The organism is Claveliimonas monacensis (assembly GCF_014982975.1).
Classification (GTDB): Bacteria; Bacillota; Clostridia; order Lachnospirales; family Lachnospiraceae; genus Claveliimonas; species Claveliimonas monacensis.
Genome location: NZ_JADCKL010000017.1, coordinates 12811 through 33749 on the forward strand (window position 1 = coordinate 12811; position 20939 = coordinate 33749).

22 protein-coding genes, 1 tRNA gene and 1 other RNA gene are annotated in these 20939 nt (G+C 52.0%); 18 read left to right on the plus strand and 6 right to left on the minus strand.

What is annotated here, in order from left to right; genetic code table 11:
• Nucleotides 1-131 precede the first annotated feature (131 nt).
• From INF30_RS13845 to eno, 5 genes are all read left to right on the plus strand, one after another.
• Complete coding sequence (locus INF30_RS13845; protein WP_033125176.1) at nucleotides 132-368, plus strand: HPr family phosphocarrier protein; 237 nt, start codon at nucleotides 132-134, stop codon at nucleotides 366-368.
• A gap of 173 nt (nucleotides 369-541) precedes the next feature.
• Nucleotides 542-1255, plus strand: a complete 714-nt coding sequence (locus INF30_RS13850; protein WP_226395635.1) for an IMP cyclohydrolase — start codon at nucleotides 542-544, stop codon at nucleotides 1253-1255.
• A 24-nt stretch (nucleotides 1256-1279) separates the two neighbouring features.
• On the plus strand, nucleotides 1280-2458 hold the full coding sequence (locus tag INF30_RS13855; protein WP_033125174.1) for a phosphoribosylaminoimidazolecarboxamide formyltransferase: 1179 nt from the start codon (nucleotides 1280-1282) through the stop codon (nucleotides 2456-2458).
• A 113-nt stretch (nucleotides 2459-2571) separates the two neighbouring features.
• Nucleotides 2572-3921: a phosphoglucosamine mutase gene (gene glmM, locus INF30_RS13860; protein WP_033125173.1), complete on the plus strand. Its 1350-nt coding sequence runs from the start codon at nucleotides 2572-2574 to the stop codon at nucleotides 3919-3921.
• 151 nt (nucleotides 3922-4072) lie between these two features.
• Nucleotides 4073-5362, plus strand: a complete 1290-nt coding sequence (eno, locus tag INF30_RS13865; protein WP_081957983.1) for a phosphopyruvate hydratase — start codon at nucleotides 4073-4075, stop codon at nucleotides 5360-5362.
• A 1-nt stretch (nucleotide 5363) separates the two neighbouring features.
• Here the strand turns inward: eno and INF30_RS13870 are convergent, their stop codons facing one another.
• Nucleotides 5364-6398, minus strand: a complete 1035-nt coding sequence (locus INF30_RS13870; protein ID WP_226395636.1) for a YeiH family protein — start codon at nucleotides 6396-6398, stop codon at nucleotides 5364-5366.
• 151 nt (nucleotides 6399-6549) lie between these two features.
• Between INF30_RS13870 and INF30_RS13875 the strand changes: the two genes are divergently transcribed.
• The 8 genes from INF30_RS13875 (at nucleotide 6550) to ssrA (ending at nucleotide 13054) form a co-directional block, all read left to right on the plus strand.
• Entirely contained in the window at nucleotides 6550-7455 is a 906-nt protein-coding gene (locus INF30_RS13875) for a LysR substrate-binding domain-containing protein (protein WP_226395637.1), read from the plus strand.
• A gap of 69 nt (nucleotides 7456-7524) precedes the next feature.
• Entirely contained in the window at nucleotides 7525-7767 is a 243-nt protein-coding gene (gene secG, locus INF30_RS13880) for a preprotein translocase subunit SecG (protein WP_033125169.1), read from the plus strand.
• 143 nt (nucleotides 7768-7910) lie between these two features.
• On the plus strand, nucleotides 7911-10112 hold the full coding sequence (gene rnr / locus INF30_RS13885) for a ribonuclease R (protein WP_226395638.1): 2202 nt from the start codon (nucleotides 7911-7913) through the stop codon (nucleotides 10110-10112).
• Complete coding sequence (gene smpB / locus INF30_RS13890; RefSeq protein ID WP_033125167.1) at nucleotides 10069-10542, plus strand: SsrA-binding protein SmpB; 474 nt, start codon at nucleotides 10069-10071, stop codon at nucleotides 10540-10542. The genes rnr and smpB overlap by 44 nt, the downstream gene beginning before the upstream one ends.
• Before the next feature lie 18 nt (nucleotides 10543-10560).
• Complete coding sequence (locus INF30_RS13895; protein WP_033125166.1) at nucleotides 10561-10827, plus strand: hypothetical protein; 267 nt, start codon at nucleotides 10561-10563, stop codon at nucleotides 10825-10827.
• A 1-nt stretch (nucleotide 10828) separates the two neighbouring features.
• Complete coding sequence (locus INF30_RS13900) at nucleotides 10829-11299, plus strand: zinc ribbon domain-containing protein (RefSeq protein WP_226395639.1); 471 nt, start codon at nucleotides 10829-10831, stop codon at nucleotides 11297-11299.
• A gap of 90 nt (nucleotides 11300-11389) precedes the next feature.
• Nucleotides 11390-12571, plus strand: a complete 1182-nt coding sequence (locus tag INF30_RS13905) for a pyridoxal phosphate-dependent aminotransferase (protein WP_226395640.1) — start codon at nucleotides 11390-11392, stop codon at nucleotides 12569-12571.
• Between the two features lie 131 nt (nucleotides 12572-12702).
• Nucleotides 12703-13054: a transfer-messenger RNA gene (gene ssrA, locus INF30_RS13910) on the plus strand.
• 200 nt (nucleotides 13055-13254) lie between these two features.
• Here the strand turns inward: ssrA and INF30_RS13915 are convergent.
• From INF30_RS13915 to INF30_RS13935, 5 genes are all read right to left on the minus strand, one after another.
• Complete coding sequence (locus tag INF30_RS13915) at nucleotides 13255-13908, minus strand: TetR family transcriptional regulator (protein ID WP_226395641.1); 654 nt, start codon at nucleotides 13906-13908, stop codon at nucleotides 13255-13257.
• Nucleotides 13909-14050: 142 nt separating this feature from the next.
• Entirely contained in the window at nucleotides 14051-14521 is a 471-nt protein-coding gene (locus tag INF30_RS13920) for a flavodoxin (protein ID WP_226395645.1), read from the minus strand.
• Nucleotides 14521-15690, minus strand: coding sequence for an iron-containing alcohol dehydrogenase (locus INF30_RS13925; protein ID WP_226395642.1), 1170 nt, complete (start codon nucleotides 15688-15690; stop codon nucleotides 14521-14523). The genes INF30_RS13920 and INF30_RS13925 overlap by 1 nt, the downstream gene beginning before the upstream one ends.
• A gap of 258 nt (nucleotides 15691-15948) precedes the next feature.
• Nucleotides 15949-16040 (minus strand) — tRNA-Ser (locus INF30_RS13930).
• 76 nt (nucleotides 16041-16116) lie between these two features.
• Entirely contained in the window at nucleotides 16117-16404 is a 288-nt protein-coding gene (locus tag INF30_RS13935) for a hypothetical protein (protein ID WP_052084149.1), read from the minus strand.
• A gap of 126 nt (nucleotides 16405-16530) precedes the next feature.
• On the opposite strand from INF30_RS13935, the gene INF30_RS13940 reads away from it, so the two are divergent.
• From INF30_RS13940 to INF30_RS13960, 5 genes are all read left to right on the plus strand, one after another.
• A complete protein-coding gene (locus INF30_RS13940; RefSeq protein WP_033126830.1) occupies nucleotides 16531-17208 on the plus strand; it encodes a response regulator transcription factor in 678 nt (225 codons plus the stop codon).
• Nucleotides 17209-18666 carry a sensor histidine kinase gene (locus tag INF30_RS13945; RefSeq protein ID WP_226395643.1) on the plus strand — a complete coding sequence of 486 codons (1458 nt, stop codon included), beginning with the start codon at nucleotides 17209-17211 and terminating at the stop codon, nucleotides 18664-18666.
• A 64-nt stretch (nucleotides 18667-18730) separates the two neighbouring features.
• Nucleotides 18731-19336, plus strand: a complete 606-nt coding sequence (hisH, locus tag INF30_RS13950) for an imidazole glycerol phosphate synthase subunit HisH (RefSeq protein ID WP_076779091.1) — start codon at nucleotides 18731-18733, stop codon at nucleotides 19334-19336.
• Nucleotides 19337-19353: 17 nt separating this feature from the next.
• Complete coding sequence (gene hisF, locus INF30_RS13955; RefSeq protein WP_033126833.1) at nucleotides 19354-20115, plus strand: imidazole glycerol phosphate synthase subunit HisF; 762 nt, start codon at nucleotides 19354-19356, stop codon at nucleotides 20113-20115.
• 33 nt (nucleotides 20116-20148) lie between these two features.
• Nucleotides 20149-20835 (plus strand): uracil-DNA glycosylase, encoded by a 687-nt coding sequence (locus tag INF30_RS13960; RefSeq protein WP_226395644.1) that lies wholly within the window; start codon nucleotides 20149-20151, stop codon nucleotides 20833-20835.
• The last annotated feature ends 104 nt before the right edge of the window (nucleotides 20836-20939 follow it).

Consider the following 20939-nt stretch of genomic DNA (forward strand, 5'->3'; position numbering starts at 1 on the left):
AATTACTCCTTTCTAAAAAATATACGCCTGCCTTCCGGGCAATAATCATATATGATAGATGCTGACCCAGAACAAAGGCAGACAAAAAAGAATATATAGTTTTAAGAAAATTTTTGGAAAGGAGAAGATGTATGAATCAGGTAAAAGTACAATTCAGAACACCTCAGGAAGTGATGGATTTTACGAATGTTGTTTCAAAATATGAATACAACATGGATCTGAAGAAGAGCAGCAGAAAAATTGTTGACGCAAAATCACTGCTTGGAATACTGGCTCTCGGACTGGAAAATGTTCTGGAGCTGTGTATTTATTCCGATGACAATTGTGACGATGTGGTAAAGGCGATCAGCCGGTACGTAATAGCATAAGAAAGAACATGAGGGAGCAGCAGAAGGCTGTTCCCTGTTCTGTTTTATAGAATTTGTTGTCCGGAGCAATCAATTATAATTAATACTGATTAATGCTGGAAAAATATTCGTATATCTTATATAATGGAGAAAGTTGGAAAACAGCAAATACCAGATAAAGAGGAGAATGATTCATGGAAATGTTGTCAATTGAAAAAGAATTACAGGAAAATTCTTATCCGGGAAGAGGCATCATCATCGGTAGAAGCGCCGACGGCGCAAAGGCTGTCACGGCATACTTCATCATGGGGAGAAGTGAGAACAGTCGAAACCGTGTCTTTGTGGAGGACGGAGAGGGGATCCGTACCCAGGCCTTTGACGAGTCAAAGCTGACAGATCCAAGCCTTATTATCTACGCTCCTGTGCGGGTCCTGGGAAACAAGACCATTGTTACAAACGGAGACCAGACAGATACCATCTACGAGGGAATGGACAGGCAGATGACCTTTGAGCAGGCCCTGAGAAGCCGGGAGTTTGAGCCCGACGCTCCCAACTATACGCCCCGTATTTCCGGTATCATGCATGTGGAAGGCGGAAAATTCAACTACGCCATGTCCATCCTGAAGAGCAGAAACGGTGATCCGGGAAGCTGCTGCCGCTATACATTTGCCTACGAGAACGCAGTGCCCGGAGAGGGACATTTCATCCACACATACATGCACGACGGCAATCCCCTTCCGAGCTTTGAGGGAGAGCCCAAGCGCATCGCCATCCCGGACGATATGAACGCCTTCGCAGATACGCTGTGGAGCAGCCTCAATGAGGACAACAAAGTATCCCTGTTCGTGCGTTACATTGACATTGCCACAGGGAAATATGAGTCAGTGATCATCAACAAGAATAAATAAATACGATATGCGGAGGGATAAGAAATGAAGGAACTGGAACTGAAATACGGATGTAACCCAAACCAGAAGCCGTCCAGAATATACATGGCGGACGGAAGCGAGCTTCCCATCACCGTGCTGAACGGGAAGCCGGGATATATTAATTTCCTTGACGCCTTTAACGGCTGGCAGCTTGTGAAGGAGTTAAAGGAGGCTACCGGCCTTCCGGCGGCAACATCCTTCAAGCACGTTTCACCGGCAGGTGCGGCTGTGGGACTGCCTCTCTCAGACACCCTGGCAAAGATCTACTGGGTGGATGACTTGGGAGAACTCTCTCCCCTTGCCTGTGCCTACGCCAGAGCCAGAGGCGCGGACAGAATGTCCTCTTTCGGAGATTTTATCTCCCTCTCCGATGTCTGCGACGTGGATACAGCCCGTCTGATCAAGCGGGAAGTGTCTGACGGCGTCATTGCCCCGGGATACGAGCCCGAGGCGCTGGAGATCTTAAAGCAGAAGAAAAAAGGCAACTACAATGTGATCCAGATCGATCCGGACTACGTGCCGGCGGCCCTGGAGCACAAGGAAGTGTACGGCGTCACCTTTGAGCAGGGCAGAAATGAGCTCCACATTGGGGATGACTTCTTCGACAACATTGTGACAGAGAACAAGGAGATGACAAAAGAGGCGAAGATCGACCTTGCCATTGCCATGATCACGCTGAAATACACCCAGTCCAACTCCGTCTGCTACGTGAAAGACGGACAGGCCATCGGCATCGGGGCAGGACAGCAGTCCCGCATCCACTGTACAAGGCTGGCCGGACAGAAGGCGGACAACTGGTGGCTGCGCCAGTCCCCGAAGGTTATGAACCTGCAGTTCCTGGATAAGATCGGCCGGGCCGACAGGGACAATGCCATCGACCTGTACATCGGCGACGAGTACATGGACGTGCTGGAAGAAGGAAAGTGGCAGCAGACCTTCAAGGTGAAGCCGGAAGTGTTCACAAGGGAGGAGAAACGGGAGTGGCTTGACAAGATGACAGACGTGGCTCTCGGCTCCGACGCTTTCTTCCCATTTGGCGACAACATTGAGAGGGCTTACAAGAGCGGCGTGAAGTATGTGGCTCAGCCGGGCGGATCTGTCCGGGATGACAATGTCATCGAGGCGTGCAACAGCCACGACATGGTGATGGCTTTCACAGGTATCCGCCTGTTCCATCACTAGAAAATAGTTGTATATTTGAAGAAAACGCAGTATAATATACGAGGGAATGGCCGATTGTGCAAAAAAAACGGACAATCGGCCAAAATTTTAGCTGTGATAAGGAGATAATTCAAATGGGAAAATATTTTGGAACAGACGGTTTCCGCGGAGAAGCCAACGAAGTCCTGACTGTGGAGCATGCCTTCAAGGTGGGGCGTTTCCTGGGATGGTACTATGGCCAGGATCACAAGGCCAGAGTTGTCATTGGAAAAGACACAAGGCGCAGCAGCTACATGTTTGAGTATGCGCTGGCAGCAGGACTGACTGCTTCAGGTGCGGACGCATTCCTTCTCCATGTGACCACTACTCCCAGTGTGTCCTACGTGACAAGGACAGAGAATTTTGACTGCGGGATTATGATCTCCGCCAGCCACAACCCGTTTTACGACAATGGGATCAAGGTGATCAACGGGAAAGGACATAAGCTGGAGGCTGAAGTAGAGGAGAAGATCGAGGCGTACATCGACGGGGAGATAGGAGAACTGCCCCTGGCAAAGAGAGACCAGATCGGCCGCACGACAGACTACGTGGCCGGAAGAAACCGCTATGTAGGCTATCTTATTTCTCTTGCCACCCGGTCTTTTGAGGGGATCAAGGTAGGACTGGACTGTTCCAACGGAAGTGCGTTTATGATCGCCAAGAGCGTGTATGATGCGCTGGGCGCCAAGACCTATGTGATCAACAATGAGCCAAATGGTCTGAATATCAATCTGAACTGCGGTTCCACCCATATAGATGTGCTGAAAAAATATGTGAAGGACAATGGCCTGGATGTGGCCTTTGCCTTTGACGGCGATGCGGACCGCTGCATTGCTGTGGATGAGAACGGCAACGAGGTGAACGGGGATCTGATCCTTTACATCTGCGGGAAATACATGAAAGAAAACGGCCGGCTCAACGGGGATACTATTGTCACCACCATTATGTCCAATCTGGGTCTTTACAAGGCCTGCGACAAGGCGGGACTGAAGTATGAGAAGACGGCTGTGGGAGACAAATACGTATACGAAAATATGGTAAAGAACAACTTCTCTCTGGGCGGAGAGCAGTCAGGACATATCATTTTCAGCAAACATGCCACAACCGGAGATGGCATTCTTACTTCTCTTATGGTTATGGAAGTCATGCTGGAGAAGAAGATGAGTCTTGCCAAGCTGACAGAGGAGGTTAAGATCTATCCTCAGCTTCTCAAGAATGTCCGCGTAACTGACAAGAAGACAGCCCGTGAGAACCCGGCTGTAGTAAAAGCTGTGGAGGAAGTGACGAAGGCTCTCGGAGACGACGGCCGGATTCTTGTGCGCGAGAGCGGTACAGAGCCGGTGATCCGCGTCATGGTGGAGGCAGAGACAGATGAGCTCTGCGAGAAGTATGTGGACCAGGTTGTGGATGTGATGCATGCGGAAAACCTGGCTGTGGAGGCATGATCTCCGAAAGAGAAAAACACGAAAAGAAAAGATACGTATGAGAAAAGATGCGCCGCACATTTTGTGCGGCGCATTTTCGTCTGTGAAAACGGATATACTAAATTTCGGCTGAATGCATTTTAAGATGAAGACAAGAAGGAGGAGCAGGATGTTGTATCAGTATTTACCGATCACAGACGTGTACGCGAGAGAAATCCTCGACTCCAGAGGAAATCCAACGATAGAGGTGGAAGTCCTTGCAGACGGGAAATATGTGGGCAGGGCCAGCGTCCCGTCGGGGGCCTCTACCGGACAGTATGAGGCAGTGGAACTGCGGGATCAGGAGGAGCGCTACGGGGGAAAAGGCGTAGAGCAGGCGGCAGACAATGTGAACGCCAGGATCGCCCCGGAGCTGGTAGGGAAAAATGTATTGGAGCAGATCCAGATCGATCAGCTGCTCACCCGTCTGGATGGCACAGAAAATAAAAGAAATCTGGGAGCCAACGCCATGCTGGGGGTGTCCATGGCGGCCGCCAGAGCCGCCGCGCAGGCCTTAGGGCAGCCGCTGTACGCCTACCTTGGAGGAGTTCACGCCAGAACTCTGCCTGTCCCTATGATGAACATCATAAACGGGGGACGGCATGCGGACAACACGATAGATATACAGGAATTTATGATCATGCCCTGCGGCGCCTGCTGCTTTAAGGAGGGGCTGCGCATGTGCGCGGAAGTGTACCAGCATCTGAAAGGGCTGCTGAACAAACACGGATACAGTACAGCGGTGGGGGACGAGGGCGGATTTGCTCCGGATATGAAAGATGCCGGGGAGGTCCTTGGCTTTATAACAGAGGCCGTCCAGCTGGCAGGCTATATCCCCGGGGAGGATGTGCGCATCGCCCTGGACGTGGCCGCCTCGGAGCTGTATGACAGAAAACTGAAGAAGTATGTGTTTGACGGTGAGAGCCGCAAGCACGGCTACAAGGTAACCCGGTCTGTGGAAGAGCTGATCGACTACTATGAAGAGCTGGCCAGCGACTATCCGGTGGTGTCCATCGAGGATCCCCTGGACGAGGAAGACTGGGACGGTTGGGAGCTTTTGACTGCCCGGCTGGAGCGGGATATGCAGCTGGTGGGGGATGACCTTTTTGTGACAAATACAAAAAGGCTCCGCAAGGGTATTGACCGTGATGTGGCAAACGCCATTCTCATCAAGGTCAACCAGATCGGAACCCTCACAGAGGCCTTTGATGCCATAGAGACGGCCCGCAGCGCAGGCTACAGGACCATCATATCCCACCGCTCCGGGGAGACGGAAGACGCCATGATCGCGGATATCGCAGTTGCCTTCAATGCCGGCCAGATCAAGACAGGGGCGCCCTGCCGGGCAGAGCGGACCGCCAAGTACAACCAGCTCCTGCGCATTGAGGAGAGGCTGGGGATGGCCGCCAGGTACGGCGTCTGACCTACCAGATGCCCAGTATGTGCTGCAGCACAAGGCTGACGGCAGTGATGCCGATCCAGCAGCACAGCCCCAGGAGGATAGGTTTTCCGCCGGTTTTGACCAGCTTGACAATGTTGGTGCTCAGGCCGATGGCTGCCATGGCCAGGACGATAAAGAACTTACTCATCTCTTTGAGCGGTGAGAAGAAGTCTGCCGGCACACCGGCCAGGCTTGTGGCCGCGGTGGTGATGACGGATGCAATGACAAAATAAATGATAAAGAAGGGGAAGATCTTCTTCAGGCTGACCGAGCTGCCTGCGGAAGATTTTTCCTTTTTTGCGCGGTAAAATGCCAGCACCAGGGTGATGGGGATAATGGCCAGGGTTCGGGTCAGCTTTACGGTCACTGCCTTGTCCAGGGTGGCGCTCCCCAGGCCGAACATGGTGTCCCAGGTGGAAGCTGCCGCTGTCACGGAGGAGGTGTCGTTGATGGCCGTGCCGGCGAAGATGCCGAAGGCCTCCCCGCTTGTCTGGGAAAAGCCCAGCAGATTTCCGAAGTGGGGGAAGAGGACAGCTGCCAGTACATTGAAGAAGAAGATCACGGAGATGGCCTGGGCCACTTCCTCATCGTCCGCGTCAATGACCGGGGCGGTGGCTGCGATGGCCGATCCCCCGCAGATGGAGGAACCTACACCTACAAGGGTGGAGATCTTTCCCGGGATGTGCATTACCTTGCTCAGGACAAAGGCAATGACAAGGGAAGTGGTGATGGTGCAGATGATGATGGGGAGGGACTGGCGCCCGGTCTCCAGGATCACCGACAGGTTCAGGCCAAAGCCCAGGAGGATGACCGCATACTGCAGGATTTTCTTGGAGCAGTAGTTTATGCCGTCCTGGAAGGCGGATTTGTCCTTGATAAAAAGTGTGACGATCATGCCCAGGATGATGGCGATGACCGGACCGCCGATGACGGGGAAGGCGAGCCCTGCGAACCAGGAAGGAACCGCGATGACGAGACAGAGCAGGAGCCCTTTTGTATTTTTGCTGAAAAATTCCATGATAAACCTCTTTTCTTTTTGGATGTCTTTTTGTTTATGTGCCTGCCAATAAATCTAGCACGGAGAAATAATAATGTAAAATTATAATAAATTATGATATGATAAAATAAATTTATTAAATTGCTGTGGAATGGGAAGAAGGAGGGAGCTTATGCTTGATTTCAGGATGGATACGTTTTTAGCGGTGTGCAGGCATATGAATTTTACAAAGGCAGCCCGGGAGCTGCACATCACCCAGCCGGCTGTCACCCAGCATATCCATTTCATTGAAAAAGAATACGGGATCCAGCTCTTTTCCTTTCAGGGCAAGAAGATCAGCCTCACCGGGGAGGGGCGCCGGCTTTTGGGGGCTGTGACCACCATGAAGCACGATGACATAGCGCTGCGGCGGATGTTTGACGAGGAGAAGACGGGGGAAAGACAGCTGATCTTCGGCGTCACTATGACCATCGGAGAGTACGTGATCGGGAGATACCTGGCATCCTACATCCGCAGGCATCCGGCGACCAGGATACGTCTTTCCATTGCCAATACGGAAGAGCTTCTGGGAAAGCTGGACCGAGGGGAGATAGATTTTGCCCTGGTGGAGGGATTTTTTGAGAAGAGGGACTATGATTTCCGGACTTTCCGTCGGGAACAGTACCTGGGAGTCTGTGCGCCCGGATTTCTGCAGCCCCAAGAGAAGCCCCGGAGTTTTCAGGATCTTTTCTCCAACACACTGATCACCAGGGAGCCGGGCTCCGGCACAAGGGAAGTACTGGAGAGAGCCCTCTCGGAGGAAGGCTGGGGAATCGGAGATTTCGCCAACGTGGTGGAGATCAGCAACATGGGGGCCATCAAAATGATGGCGGAAGGCGGAGGCGGGATCGCCTTTCTCTACGAGGCGGCGGTGCGAGGGGAGCTGGAGAGAGGCTCCCTGGTTCAGGTCAGCCTGGAAGGTTTTCCGCGGTATCACGACTTTACGTTCATATGGAGGAAGAACAGCCTCTTTGCAGGCCAGTATATGGAACTGCTGGATGAGATGGCGGGGAGCGGGGCAGGACCTTTACAGATGTAAAAAAATCCCTTGCCATACGGAGCGCCTTGTGCTAGAATAAATGTGGTTTATCCGCAGGAGGTGTTAACGGTGGAAATTTTAAAAGTGGTTTTAATGATCATATTTGCTATAGACTGTATTGCACTCACAATCATTATTCTGATGCAGGAGGGCAAGCAGGCAGGACTGGGAACGATCGGAGGCATGGCCGACACATACTGGGGCCAGAATAAAGGACGTTCCATGGAAGGGGCGCTTGTGAAGTCTACCAAGTTCCTTGCCATTCTTTTTATTGTTCTGGCAGCAGTCCTGAACATGCAGGTATTTGCGTAAAACGGGAAACGTACAAAAGCGGAACACTCTTGTTTGCATAGACGGGAGTGTTCTTTTTTTATTCTGCGGGAAAGGCAGCGGCCTCCTGCGCAGAATAAAAGCCCTGTGCGGGGGCACACTTACGACAGAAGGGAAGTGATGAGATGGACGGGACATTTGAGAAGAGAAAGAAGATCATCTATGAATTTATCTGTGATGATTTCTATATACCCATGAAACAAAAGGAGATGGCAGCACTGCTCCAGGTGTCGAAAGAGCAGAGAGGGGAGCTTAAAGAAGTGCTGGACAGTCTGGTGGATGAGGGTAAGATCTACGTCAGCAAAAAGGGAAAATACTGCAAAGGAGAGGCGCAGACACTCACCGGCGTGTACCAGGCTCATCCCAGAGGATTTGGATTCGTCACTGTGGAAGGCCGGGAGGAGGATATCTTCATCGGCGAAGATGACACGGGCGGCGCATTCCACGGCGACACGGTGGAAGTGGCGCTGACACGGGACGGAAGCCACAGAAGAGACGGCCACAGGCAGCGGCAGGAGGGACGTGTCGTAAAGATCCTGTCCAGGGGGATGACCACCCTGGTAGGTCTCTACGAAAAGACAAAGAAGAAGAACTACGGCTTTGTCATCCCGGACAACCGGCGTTTTCTGGAAGATGTGTTTATTCCGGAGGGGAGAGACGGAGGAGCCGTGGACGGACATAAGGTGGTTGTGGAACTGACTTCCTACGGTGGACCGGGAAGGAAGCCGGAGGGAAAGATCACGGAGATCCTGGGGCATGTCAATGACCCCGGAGTGGACATTATGTCCATTGTGCGGGGGAGCGATCTGCCCTGTGAGTTCCCGGAAAAAGTTCTGAATCAGGCAGGCCGGGTTCCGGACCATATCAGCGAAGCGGATATGGCGGGCCGGAAAGATATAAGAGACTGGCAGATGGTCACCATAGACGGGGAGGACGCCAAGGATCTGGACGACGCTGTCTCCCTGACAAAGGAGGGAGACAGGTACGTGCTGGGCGTCCACATCGCGGATGTGGCCAACTACGTGCAGGAGGGGAGCGCCCTGGACCGGGAGGCCTTAAAGAGAGGGACGAGCGTGTACCTGGCAGACCGGGTGATCCCCATGCTGCCCCACCGCCTGTCCAACGGGATCTGCTCCCTGAATGCGGGGGAGGACCGTCTGGCCTTAAGCTGCATCATGACCATCGATGAGAACGGCGATGTGACAGACCACGAGATCGCGGAGACCGTGATCCGGGTAGATCAACGGATGAGCTACACAGGAGTCAGCAGGATACTTAAAGGGGAGGACCCGGAGGCGATAGAAAAATATCAGGACGTAGTGCCCATGCTCGCGCAGATGGCTGAGCTCTCCGGCATACTCAGGGACAGAAGACACAGGAGAGGCTCCATTGATTTTGATTTTCCGGAGGCCAAGTTGATCCTGGACGAGAAAGGCCGGCCGGTGGAGATCAGGCCCTACGAGAGAAATGCGGCCACACGGCTGATCGAGGATTTTATGCTGCTGGCAAATGAGACCGTGGCGGAGGAGTATTTCTGGAGGGAAGTGCCTTTTCTCTACAGGACTCACGAGGCGCCGGATGAAGATAAGATGAAGACTCTGGCGGCCTTTATCAACAATTTTGGCTACACCATGCACATCGGCAGCCAGAAAGTGCCGCCTATGGAAATACAGAAACTCATGGGCAAGATCGAGGGCACGCCCCAGGAGGCTCTTATCAGCCGGCTGGCCCTGCGCTCCATGAAGCAGGCAAAGTACACGCCGGAAAATACCGGGCATTTTGGCCTGGCCGCCAAGTATTATGCCCATTTTACATCCCCCATCAGGCGGTATCCGGATCTCCAGATACACCGGATCATCAAGGATGACCTGCGGGGACGGCTGAACGGGAAGAAGATGGAGCACTACGAAAAGATCCTGCCTGAGGTGGCAAAGCAGACCAGCCAGACAGAGCGCCGGGCAGAGGAGGCGGAGCGGGAGACCGTGAAGCTGAAAAAGGCGGAGTACATGTCGCAGCACATTGGACAGGTCTTCGACGGGGTAGTCTCCAGTATCACCAAATGGGGCATGTACGTGGAGCTGCCCAACACAGTGGAGGGTCTGGTCCACGTGACAGCCATGAGTGATGACCACTATGAATATTATGAGGATCGATATGAGATGGTGGGCAGCCACACGGGCCGGGTCTACAAGCTGGGCCAGGAGATCCGGGTGAAGGTGACCGGGGCGGACTGTCTGCAAAGGACGATAGATTTTGAGATCGTGAAGGAAGGAGAGCCGGAAGATGGCGAAAAAGAAGACAGACGGGAAGATGATTGCCAACAATAAAAAGGCATATCACGATTATTTTATACTGGATACCTATGAGGCCGGCATTTCTCTGGCGGGGACGGAAGTCAAGTCCCTGCGCATGGGAAAATGCAGCATCAAGGAGTCATTTATCCGCATTGAGAACGGGGAAGTCTGGATATACGGCATGCACATCAGCCCCTATGAGAAGGGGAATATTTTCAACAAAGATCCGCTGCGGGTGCGCAAGCTCCTTCTCCACAAGTCGGAGATCAACAAGATGACAGGGAAGATGAAGGAGAAGGGGATTGCCATTGTGCCTCTAAAGGTTTATTTTAAAGGCAGCCTTGTGAAAGTGGAGATCGGTCTTGCCAGGGGTAAGAAACTCTACGACAAGAGGCAGGATATTGCCAAGAAGGACCAGAAGAGAGAGGCAGAACGGGAATTTAAGGTGCGAAACTTCGGATAGGATATAGGAGGAAACGATATGGTACCTGTGAGTAAAGAGGAACTTAGGAAACTGGTCTCCCAGACGACGATCGAGACGTATGAGGAGCTGACGCCTCAGCTCATCCAGCTCATCCAGGAGACGAACGCGAAGACAGAGCTGACAGAAGCGCAGCGGCAGGATGAGATATCCCTTCACATGATGGGCTACATCAAGTCCTGCACCAATGAGATCATCATTGAGGTCCTTGCGGAGATCCTGGGATTGGAGGACGAGAAAAAGCCGGTGCACATAGGAGGAAAATAAGATGGCATATTGTGTGAAGTGCGGAGCAAAGGTAGATGACGGGATACGGTACTGCCCATACTGCGGGGGCGAGATCCCTCTGGGTCAGGGACAGTACGATCAGCAGGGGCCTTATGACCAGACGAGGGAGGGGGCTTTTCACCCGGAGGATGTGAAGGCGAACAAAGTGATGGCGGTTCTGTCTTACATAGGAATCCTAGTCCTGGTGCCTCTCCTTGCAGGAAATAAAAACTCAGAGTATCTGAGGCACCACATCAATCAGGGACTTGTGATATGGATCGGGAGCCTTCTGGCAGACATACTGTCCGGAGACAGCTTTCTGGGCTTTTCGCTCTTCTCCGTCTGGCCTCTTGAGATGGCAGGCGGCATCCTGAGCCTTGTGTGCTTCATCCTTATGATCGTGGGCATTGTGGATGCCTGCCGGGGTGTGAAAAGGGAGCTGCCCGTTGCGGGGGCTTTCAAAATACTCTAGTATGCATCCAGGTGTGATTGAATAATTTATCTTGATAAAGCGATAAAGCGGATGTATAATAGATCATATGGAAAAAGAGAGGAAGAACATATGATTTCTAAGAGGATACAGGAAGTAGAGCCGTCCAGTACGGTGGAGCTGACAACGCGCATAACTGTAATGAAGAGGGAGGGGATCCCTGTCATCGGGCTCAATGTGGGTGAGCCCGATTTTGATACGCCGGCGCATATCTGCCAGGCTGCCAGGCTGGCCATGGAAGAAGGATTTACAAAGTATACGCCGGTCATGGGCACGCTGGAGTTAAGAGAGGCCATAGCTGATAAGCTGGCGGCGGAGAATCATGTGCAGTACGGGACAGATGAGATCACCGTGGGACCGGGCGCCAAGCAGTGTATCTATGCGGCTCTCCTTGCCCTCTGCGACCCTGGAGATGAGGTGATCATTCCCTGTCCCTGCTGGGTCAGCTACACAGAGATGGTGCGGATGGCAGGCGGCGTGCCGGTAACCGTGAGAGAGGCCGGGGATTTCAGCCTTGACCTGGAGAACATCGAGCAGGCAGTGACGGATAAGACAAAGGCAGTGATCATCAACACACCCAATAATCCAACCGGGGCGGTGTACAGCCGCGAGAGCCTGGAGGGCCTGGCGGCCCTTGCAGAGAAATATGCGTTTTACATCATATCGGATGAGGTCTATGAGTGCATGGTGTACGGAGGGCGGGAGCATGTGAGCGTCAGTTCCCTGTCCGAGGATGCCAGGAGGAGGACTGTGCTGATCAACAGCTTTTCCAAGACCTACGCCATGACAGGGTGGAGACTTGGCTATCTGGCTGCGGAGAGGGAAGTTGTGAAGGCGATCAATGTGGTCCAGAGCCAGATGATCTCCTCTGTCAATTCCATTTCCCAGAAGGCCGGGACAGCGGCTCTTCGGGGCAGCCAGGACTGTGTCAGGGACATGGCGGCAGAGTACGAGAGGCGCTGCGCGTTCCTCCATGAGCGGCTGAACAGCATAGAAGGGATCTGCTGCCGGAAGAGCGAGGGAGCCTTTTATCTGCTGCCGGATGTGACAGATTATATGGGCCGGGAATATAATGGAAAGAAGATAGAGGATGATCTGGCCCTGGCGGAGTATCTCCTGGAAAAGGCCCGGGTGGCGGTGGTCCCCGGCAGCGCCTTCCTGGCGCCCGGTCATCTGCGTATCACCTGTGCGGCCTCCATGGAGACGCTGGAGAGGGCGGCGGATGCCATGGAGGAGGCCCTTCGCCTCCTTTAGAGGCGCGCTTCTTAGGGGAAAGCCTTGACAGGCGGGGCGGCGGTCACTATAATAAATTAGACAGCAACAAGAACGTCTGCGGACCAGACAGCGCAGGGCGGGCAGAAGCGTGTGCCGCCTGACAGACACAGGGGCTTGTACTGGTTTCGACGGGGGTTTGGAAGTTGGAGAAGCCATCCGTAGCGGGACACTACGTTAAAAGTTCCAATTAAATATAAACGCAGACAATAGAGAATTAGCGTACGCTGCCTAATTTTGGCGGCAGTCGGCCTTAGGTCATCCGCTGCTTAAGATCCCGGCTTCAACAAGGCGGAGCACTTCGTCCTCAAAGCTTTGAGGGGATGGAAGACTTTATGAAGCTACTGAAACCGGAAGCCTGTCATTAGGCGGCCGGCAGAGGGAATGTCAAACTAATGACTGTGATGGGAGATGCTCTGATGGAAAGGCTTTCGGACGCGGGTTCGATTCCCGCCAGGTCCATTTTTGGAGTAAAGGAAAATGCCTGTTTTTACAGGCATTTTCTTTTTTTGATATTTTTGCAGGCATTGTCCGAGAAATTATTCATTGAAACAACAACAATAAAAAAGCCCTCAAACGGAAAACCGTTCCCATTTTCAACTTGCGTTGGTGACTTCCAAAGCCTCAAATGTTCAGCTGTCCGCATTTTTAAAGTAGATCGGTTGTTATCTTCCAAAAGGGGCCAGCATCTTTGCGGCAAAGGACCTGGTCAGCTCATAAATCGAGCAGTGGGTGTAATCCACATGGGCCAGCCGCATCGCTTCCAGCTGTTTTTCCGTATGTGAAGTATAGGGGTAAATCCCAAATAGAAACGGAAAAAAAGCATAGAGGAACTCCTGAATATTATTTACTGTCATATCGGGAAAAAACTTTTCCAGACAACAGCTGATGGTTCTTAACGCATTTGCGTATTCCTTTTTAAAAGATACCAGGTTTTCAATCCGGCTGTTGCATTCCATATCATACAGGTTCATGCACATCAGCTTCAGCATACATCCTCTCTTTTCAAGAGTACGGGCTAATGCGTCTGCAAATGCATCGACAGATAAAGAACGATTTACCCTGGTGATTTCCTCCAGATCTGCTATCCACAATCTGTGTTCCCGTTCCAGAAGTGCCAGAAAGATTTCTTCTTTTGTTTGAAAATAGTTATAGATTGAGGTGCGTGTAAACGAGGTTTTTTCGCCTATATCCCGGATTGTAATATCCTTAAATCCCGTTGTTTCATAAAGGGAAGCACAGGCGCCTATGATTTCTTCTTTTCTTGCATTTGTTAATTCTTCTGAGCCCCTTGGCATAACGATTCCTTCCTTCCTCATCAGCCGTTCCATTTTTAACTGCGGAGAACGGCAAATTCTGTATTGTATTATAGTCTTTTTCTGACACTGCGTCAAAGAAAAACCGCTGTTACCACATGAAAAGCAGGTACCGGAAGAAACCGTTTTGCCGGATTTAGGAAACTCATGCTTCAATCATTCGTTTTGCCCACTCTGCCACTCCTGTTCCGTTCAAAAGCTGACCCTTTTTCCACACTGCATTGGGGCAATGTTCCTTCAGGCTCTTTTCGGCCTTCCCAATTCCGCTTCCACCGGAGGTGGCAAATGGGATCAACGTCTTGCCGGAAAAGTCATAGCTTTCAAGGAATGTATCTACGATGCGGGGCTCCACATACCACCAGATGGGGAAGCCGATCAGAATGGTATCATATTGTTCCATATCCTTTACCGGCTGTGCGATGGCAGGGCGGCAGGACGAATCATTCATTTCCAAAGTGCTGCGGCTATTTTTATCCATCCAATTCAGATCTGCGTCTGTATAGGCTTCCGCTGGACAAATTTCATATAAATCAGCTTTTAACGCCTTTGCCATCTCATTAGCTGTGCGGGCGGTAACGCCGCTGGCGGAAAAATATGCAACTAATATTTTTTTCATCACAAACTCTCCTTCAAAATCTTAACAATTTCATCATGTTCCAGAACTTTATATCCGCCGGGCAGGATGATCGTGCCGTCGGCTATGCCTTCCAGCATATCCTCTGTGGCTCCCAGGTCAGAAATGTTCATCACCAGCCCCAGTTCCTTCATCCATGCCTCCATGGCATTCAGACCCTCCGCGGCAATCTGCTCATCAGTTTTGCCTTCCGGATTTACATCCCATACATTGATGGCAAACTTTTTAAACTTTTGTACGCCGTAAGGAAAGATGTAACGGTAGTAGGGGAGAGAGACAGCTGCCAGTGTCATGCCATGGGTAGCGTTGGTATATGCTCCCACCGACTGCCCGATCATGTGTACCATCCAGTCTGTGGATTTTCCACGGGAAACCAGGGTGTTCAGTGCCCAGGTCGCTGCCCACATCAGATTGCTCCTTGCCTCATAATCCTGCGAATCTTTATTTGCGATCCGGCTGGCATGAATGACCGAACGCATCAGGCCTTCACTGATATAGTCGCTGGTATTGTCATCCTCACCGGAGAAATACTGTTCACAAATGTGATTAAAAATATCGTAGATCCCAGATACCATCTGGTAATGGGGCAGAGTCAGCGTATATTTCGGATTTAAGATGGCAAACCTGGGCATAATCTTTTCGTCCGCAAATACATGACCGATCTTCTGATGTGTGTGTGGATTGGTGATCACTGCTCCGGCATTCATCTCAGATCCAGTTCCGACCATGGTCAGGACACAACCTACCGGAAGTGTCTTGCAGGAAGGCTCCTCAAAGCGCAGATAGTATTTCTCCCACGGGTCTTCCTCACAATTTACGGAAACGGATACCGCTTTTGCATAGTCGCAGACAGAGCCGCCGCCCACTGCCAGAAGCAGATCAGCTTGATGCTTCCTCGCGATCTCAACGCCTTCATAAAGTTTATCTACGGTCGGATTCGGCATGACGCCGGAAATCTCCGCCACATTTTTCCCGTTCTCACTCAGAATTTGGATCACTTCATCGTAGATACCATTTTTCTTGATTGAGCCTCCGCCGTAGATCAGGACGACATTTTTCCCGTACTTGGGAAGCTCTCTATTCAAATCGTTCAGGGACTCATCGCCAAAGTACAGTTTCGTGGGGGTGCAGAATGAAAAATTACCCAACATAATCAAAACCTCCTATTCTTTGATCCGTATTGCTTTGCCATTTACATCAGCCAGCACGATCGATGCGCCGGATTCCGCAAAAGACTTTGCTGTTGTTAAGGGCATATCAGAAGCAGTTCCTGCTTTTTATTCTGACACTGCGTCAGTACCCTTAATATAGCACCGTTCTGACACTGTGTCAATATACTTTTTACTTATGGAGTGTAGGAATAAAAAAAGCCCTCAAACGGAAAACCGCTTGAGGACTGGATTTTCTGACGGAGACGGAGGGATTCGAACCCTCGTACCGGCGATAAAACCGATAAACTGATTTCGAGTCAGCCCCGTTACGGCCACTTCGGTACGTCTCCAGAAACATGCTGCCCGTCTTAAAAGCGCTGAACAGCACAAATCATTATAGCATGTTCCAAAAAAATAGAAAAGATTTTATTTGGATTTTTTTCTGCGGCCGAACAGCCCTTTCTTTCCCTCGCGCTCTTCCTTGCCGATGGCCAGAAGTTCATCGTAGGCCCGGCGCATCTCTGTCTCACGCTTCTCGCGCACAGCCTTGGGCGGGATATTGGCGTACTTGGGATAGTGTTCCTCCTCTTCCTCCTGTGCCTGTGGAGCCTTCTGCTCCGGCAGGCGGTATTTTTTTCTGCAGGTGTCACAGAGACCAAATCTGGGGTCTTTCCTGCTGATCCTTAATTCGTTTCCACATCTGGGACAGTTCATGGTTGTCCTCCTCCTCATTAGATCTTGCTGATTACCCATTATACCATATTTCTGAAAAAATTTCACAAAAGGAACATAGAATACTGCTATAATAGTGTAAAATGGAAGCGGCAGGAGGTAATTTTGATGGAAAAGCTGAAAATACTGGTGGTCGATGACGAGAGCCGCATGCGCAAACTGGTCCGGGATTTCCTGGAGAGAGAGGGATTTCTGGTGCTGGAGGCCGGGGACGGCATGGAGGCCATGGATATTTTTTATGAGAATAAAGACATCGCGCTTATGATCCTGGATGTCATGATGCCGAAGATGGACGGATGGCAGGTGTGCAGAGAAGTGCGCCAGTCTTCAAAAGTGCCCATTATCATGCTGACAGCCAGGGGAGAAGAGCGGGATGAGCTCCAGGGCTTCAGCCTGGGAGTGGACGAATATATATCTAAGCCCTTCAGCCCCAAGATCCTGGTGGCAAGGGTGGAGGCGATCCTGAGGCGTACCCGGGACGGGGAGGCGCAGGAGACGCTGGAAGCAGGCGGCATTGAGCTGGACAAGACAGCCCACATTGTGAAGCTGGACGGGGAAGTGGTAGAACTCAGTTACAAAGAGTTTGAGCTTCTCACCTACTTTATGGAAAATAAGGGCGTAGCCCTCTCCAGGGAAAAGATCCTGAACAATGTGTGGAACTATGACTATTTCGGCGATGCCAGGACGATAGACACTCATGTGAAGAAACTGCGGAGCAAGCTGGGAGACAAGGGAAATTACATCAAGACAGTCTGGGGCATGGGTTATAAATTTGAGGTGGCATAGATGAAGCATTCAATACGCAGGCAGATGATCGCCATATTTGTGGGACTGATCGTCTGTATGCTGGTGATTCTCCTTGTACTGGTTGGCGCCGGCCTGGAGCCCTACTATGTCAGGGAAAAGGAAGAAAATTTTAAAGAACTATACAAGGAGATAGAAAGCCTGGCGGAAGGAGAAGAACTGACAGAGGACGAGGTCAGCCAGATCAACCGCACGGCAGAACGCTACAATTTCTACTATATCGTGTGGAATTTTTCCAATGAGAATGGTTTTTCCAATCTCCACGACAGCCAGATGCTGCTGGTGCAGCTGGGCGGCGTCCTGTTCAATAAGATCGACAGCCGGGTGATGGAGAGAAATGACAATTACCAGGTGGTGGAGTTCCGGGATAATACCCAGCAGGTGGACTATCTCGCCCTCTGGGGAACAGTGGGGAATTCCTACAATATCTTTATCCGCAGTCCTCTGGAGAGTATCCAGGAGACCATGGGACTGTTTTTCCGCTTCCTTCTGATCGTTGGTATCGCTGTGATCGCAGGGGGAATCCTGTTTGTCTGGTACTTTTCCAGACGGCTCACGGAGCCTCTGCGGGAGCTGGCTGTCCTGTCTGCCAGGATGGCTGACCTGGATTTTAATGCCAAGTACACCAGCGGCGGCGGTGGCGAGATCGGTGTGCTGGGAGAGAACTTTAACATCATGTCCCAGAAGCTGGAAAACACCATCTCAGAGCTGAAGAATGCCAACTTCCGCCTGCAGCAGGATATTGAGCAGAAAGAAAAGATGGAGAAGATGCGTACCGACTTCATGGGGAATGTATCCCATGAGCTGAAGACGCCTATCGCCCTCATTCAGGGCTACGCAGAAGGGCTGAAGGAAGGAGTCAGCGACGATCCGGAGAGCAGGGAATTCTACTGTGACGTGATCATGGATGAGGCCTCCAAGATGAACCAGATGGTGAAAAACCTCATGACTCTGAACCAGCTTGAATTCGGAGATGAAAATGTGGAGTTCCAGCGGTTTGACCTGACGGAACTGATCCGTGGCGTGCTCCAGAGCATGGAGATCATGGCCCAGCAGAAGGAGGCCAAGGTCCAGTTCCGGCAGAAAGATTCGGTCTATGTGTGGGCGGATGAGTTCAAGGCGGAGCAGGTTGTGAGAAACTATGTGAGCAACGCGTTTAACCATCTGGACGGAGACCGGGTAGTGGATGTGAAGATCATCCCCGCCGGGGAAAAGGTGAAGGTGACTGTGTTCAACACAGGCACCCCCATTCCGGAGGAGGATGTGCCCCACATCTGGGAGAAGTTTTACAAGGTGGACAAGGCCCACACCAGAGAGTACGGGGGCAACGGCATCGGGCTTTCCATTGTGAAGGCCATTATGGACTCCTTCCATCAGGAATATGGTGTCAACAACTACGATAACGGCGTGGAATTCTGGTTTGAGCTGGATGTGAAATAGAAAATATGGTAGACTGGAACTGCGTACAGACTGTGACACATACAGAAAGGAACCGGGAAGACAGATGATAGCGATTATTGATTATGATGCGGGAAATATAAAAAGTGTGGAGAAGGCGATGCACTACCTGGGCCAGGAAGTGGAGATCACAAGAGACCAGGAGCGGATCCTGGCGGCGGACAAGGTGATCCTGCCGGGGGTAGGGGCTTTTGGAGATGCCATGGAGAAGATCCGGCAGTATGACCTGGAGGGTGTGATCCGCCAGGTGGTGGACAGAGGCACCCCCTTCCTTGGCATCTGCCTGGGACTGCAGCTTCTTTTTGAGGAGAGTGAGGAGAGCCCCGGCGCGAAGGGACTTGGCATACTGAAGGGAAGGATCCGCAGGATCCCCGGAGGAGAAGGACTGAAGATTCCCCACATGGGATGGAATACGCTGGAACTGTCGGGAAACGGACGCCTGTTCAGAGGAGTGCCGGAAGAACCATTTGTGTATTTCGTACACTCCTACTATCTGGAGGCGGAAGAAGAGGAGATCGTGAAGGCGGTCACCTGGTACGGGACAAAGATCCACGCCTCAGTGGAGAAGGGCAACGTGTTTGCCTGCCAGTTCCACCCGGAGAAGAGCAGCTCCACAGGGCTTCTCATGCTGAAGAATTTTGTAGAACTATAGACGGAGGTACATAGAAGATGCATACAAAACGGATCATTCCCTGTCTGGATGTGAAAGGCGGAAGGGTAGTGAAAGGCGTGAATTTTGTGGATCTCAAAGATGCGGGAGATCCGGTCGAGATCGGAAAGGCCTACGACGAGGCCGGTGCGGATGAGCTTGTGTTCCTGGATATCACAGCTTCCTCCGACGCCAGGGCTACGGTGGTGGATATGGTCCGCAAGGTGGCGGAGACCGTCTTTATCCCCTTCACGGTTGGGGGAGGCATCCGCACGGTGGAGGATTTCCGGGCGCTCCTTCGGGAGGGGGCGGACAAGATCTCCATCAACTCCTCCGCCATACAGACGCCGGAGCTCATCTGCGCGGCGGCGGACAAGTTCGGCAGCCAGTGCGTGGTGGTGGCCATTGACGCCAAGAGGCGTCCCGACGGTACGGGCTGGAATATCTATAAAAACGGCGGCCGGATCGACGTGGGGATCGACGCCCTGGAGTGGGCGGCAAAAGTGGAGAAGCTGGGGGCAGGGGAAATCCTCCTGACCAGCATGGACTGCGACGGTACCAAGGCGGGCTATGACCTGGAGCTTACCAGAGCGGTGGCGGACGCCGTGTCTGTCCCGGTCATCGCTTCCGGGGGAGCCGGCACACTGGAGCACTTTAAAGAGGCCCTGACAGAGGGCGGCGCAGATGCGGCCCTGGCGGCTTCTCTTTTCCACTATAAGGAGCTGGAGATACGGGAAGTGAAAGAATACCTCCGGGGCGAGGGAATTCCCGTGCGCCTGTGATCCGGCTACAAAAGATTAAAAGGAGATAAAACCATGGCAGCGATTTCCAATGACTGGCTGGAAGCTCTCCGGGGAGAGTTTAAAAAGCCCTATTACAGACAATTGTTCGAGACCGTGAAGAAGGAGTATGCGACCCATCTGGTCTTCCCGCCGTCGGATGACATTTTCAATGCGTTCCACCTGACACCTTTGAAGGATGTAAAGGTGGTGATACTGGGACAGGACCCTTACCACAATGTGGGGCAGGCCCACGGCCTGTGTTTTTCGGTTCAAAAGGGAGTGGCTATCCCGCCCTCCCTTGTCAATATTTATCAGGAGCTCCACGATGACCTGGGATGCTCCATACCGGATCACGGCTATCTGGTGAAATGGGCCCGCCAGGGTGTGCTGATGCTCAATACCGTGCTGACAGTTCGGGCGCACCAGGCCAACTCCCACAGAGGGATCGGCTGGGAGGAGTTCACGGACGCGGCCATCAAAGTGCTGGATGAGCAGGACCGGCCCATTGTGTTCATCTTGTGGGGGACGCCGGCCCAGCGTAAGAAGACCATGCTCCACAACCCGCGGCATCTCGTCCTGGAGGCGCCGCACCCAAGCCCTCTGTCTGCATACAGAGGTTTCTTTGGCAGCAGGCCTTTCAGCAAGACCAACGCGTTTCTTGAGGAGAATGGTGTGGAACCTATTGACTGGCAGATTGAGGTAGTGTCAAATAAGTTATGAAAAAGCGAAGCCTAAAAAATAGGCTCCGATTGAACCTTGAAAATCGCAGATATGAAGTTTGATGGCAGCTCACGCCACCCTTGACAGCACACAAAAGCAATGCT

Excerpts from the sequence above, each read along its gene's own strand:
- hisF (WP_033126833.1), top strand. The coding sequence starts at position 19,354 with ATGCATACAAAACGGATCATTCCCTGTCTGGATGTGAAAGGCGGAAGG.
- INF30_RS13925 (WP_226395642.1), bottom strand. The coding sequence starts at position 15,690 with ATGTTGGGTAATTTTTCATTCTGCACCCCCACGAAACTGTACTTTGGC.
- smpB (WP_033125167.1), top strand. The coding sequence starts at position 10,069 with ATGGCGAAAAAGAAGACAGACGGGAAGATGATTGCCAACAATAAAAAG.
- INF30_RS13875 (WP_226395637.1), top strand. The coding sequence starts at position 6,550 with ATGCTTGATTTCAGGATGGATACGTTTTTAGCGGTGTGCAGGCATATG.
- INF30_RS13920 (WP_226395645.1), bottom strand. The coding sequence starts at position 14,521 with ATGAAAAAAATATTAGTTGCATATTTTTCCGCCAGCGGCGTTACCGCC.
- INF30_RS13900 (WP_226395639.1), top strand. The coding sequence starts at position 10,829 with ATGGCATATTGTGTGAAGTGCGGAGCAAAGGTAGATGACGGGATACGG.
- INF30_RS13940 (WP_033126830.1), top strand. The coding sequence starts at position 16,531 with ATGGAAAAGCTGAAAATACTGGTGGTCGATGACGAGAGCCGCATGCGC.
- INF30_RS13945 (WP_226395643.1), top strand. The coding sequence starts at position 17,209 with ATGAAGCATTCAATACGCAGGCAGATGATCGCCATATTTGTGGGACTG.
- INF30_RS13895 (WP_033125166.1), top strand. The coding sequence starts at position 10,561 with ATGGTACCTGTGAGTAAAGAGGAACTTAGGAAACTGGTCTCCCAGACG.
- INF30_RS13905 (WP_226395640.1), top strand. The coding sequence starts at position 11,390 with ATGATTTCTAAGAGGATACAGGAAGTAGAGCCGTCCAGTACGGTGGAG.
- INF30_RS13960 (WP_226395644.1), top strand. The coding sequence starts at position 20,149 with ATGGCAGCGATTTCCAATGACTGGCTGGAAGCTCTCCGGGGAGAGTTT.
- INF30_RS13855 (WP_033125174.1), top strand. The coding sequence starts at position 1,280 with ATGAAGGAACTGGAACTGAAATACGGATGTAACCCAAACCAGAAGCCG.
- hisH (WP_076779091.1), top strand. The coding sequence starts at position 18,731 with ATGATAGCGATTATTGATTATGATGCGGGAAATATAAAAAGTGTGGAG.
- INF30_RS13845 (WP_033125176.1), top strand. The coding sequence starts at position 132 with ATGAATCAGGTAAAAGTACAATTCAGAACACCTCAGGAAGTGATGGAT.
- INF30_RS13915 (WP_226395641.1), bottom strand. The coding sequence starts at position 13,908 with ATGAGGAAGGAAGGAATCGTTATGCCAAGGGGCTCAGAAGAATTAACA.
- glmM (WP_033125173.1), top strand. The coding sequence starts at position 2,572 with ATGGGAAAATATTTTGGAACAGACGGTTTCCGCGGAGAAGCCAACGAA.
- INF30_RS13935 (WP_052084149.1), bottom strand. The coding sequence starts at position 16,404 with ATGAACTGTCCCAGATGTGGAAACGAATTAAGGATCAGCAGGAAAGAC.
- rnr (WP_226395638.1), top strand. The coding sequence starts at position 7,911 with ATGGACGGGACATTTGAGAAGAGAAAGAAGATCATCTATGAATTTATC.
- INF30_RS13870 (WP_226395636.1), bottom strand. The coding sequence starts at position 6,398 with ATGGAATTTTTCAGCAAAAATACAAAAGGGCTCCTGCTCTGTCTCGTC.
- INF30_RS13850 (WP_226395635.1), top strand. The coding sequence starts at position 542 with ATGGAAATGTTGTCAATTGAAAAAGAATTACAGGAAAATTCTTATCCG.